Here is an 827-nt window from a genome sequence, read left to right on the forward strand (position 1 = left end):
TGCCACAGGTGCAGCCACGAAGACAGTTTCTTCGTCACGGGCGTCGTGAATGACGACTATTGGGCTTCAGATTCCCTCGGGCGCATCGACGGCGCGCTCACCGCCTGCGCGCCCCGCGCCGGGCTACCGGTTTCGAGAAATGACGCGCTGCTGGACCCTGGGGGCATGGGGGAGGTTTGCGTTGCCCGCAAAAAACGGCCGCGCGGGCGGCCGTTTTTTTCATACGTGGTGTCTTGCGTCGTGATGTGGGTCGCTGCGCGCTTGCGGCGCGGTGTGGGCGGTGTACCTGAAGCGCGCAGCGGCTGGCTTGGGCCAGGAGGGGCGCCCGGCCGTCCGAAGGCCGGGCAGCCCCCTTGGGAGGCAGCTAGCTCACGCCTTGAGCGTCGCGTCAGGTCACGGGCGCTTATACGCAACACAATCAATTTCTACTTTCGCATCCACCATCAGCGGCGACTGCACGCAGGCGCGGGCGGGGGGATTGTTGCCGAAGTATTCCTTGAAGACCTTGTTGAACGAGGGGAAGTCGCGCGCGTCGTCGAGCCAGACGCCGCAGCGCACGACGTGTTCGGGGCCGTAGCCGGCTTCCTTGAGGATGGCGAGGACCTGCTGGATGGCCTTGTGCGACTGGGCGACGGTGCCGCCTTCGATGACTTCGCCGTTTTCCATCGGGACCTGGCCCGAGACGTAGAGCCAGCCGTCGGCGGCGACGGCGCGGGCGAAGGGCATGTGGGAGCCGCCTTGGCCGGTGCCGCCGGCGACGCCGTAGCGGGTGATGCCGTTGTTGTCGGGGGTGGGGGTGGTGCTGCTCATGTCAGGGCTCCTGAAGG

At 66.9% G+C, this 827-nt stretch carries 1 protein-coding gene; it reads right to left on the minus strand.

Annotated features, from left to right (window positions below):
- Positions 1 to 393: 393 nt before the first annotated feature.
- On the minus strand, positions 394 to 810 hold the full coding sequence (locus DK459_RS19485; RefSeq protein WP_047992528.1) for a RidA family protein: 417 nt from the start codon (positions 808 to 810) through the stop codon (positions 394 to 396).
- Between the last annotated feature and the right edge of the window lie 17 nt (positions 811 to 827).

Source organism: Achromobacter sp. RW408 (assembly GCF_003184165.1).
GTDB classification, from domain to species: domain Bacteria; phylum Pseudomonadota; class Gammaproteobacteria; order Burkholderiales; family Burkholderiaceae_B; genus Achromobacter; species Achromobacter xylosoxidans.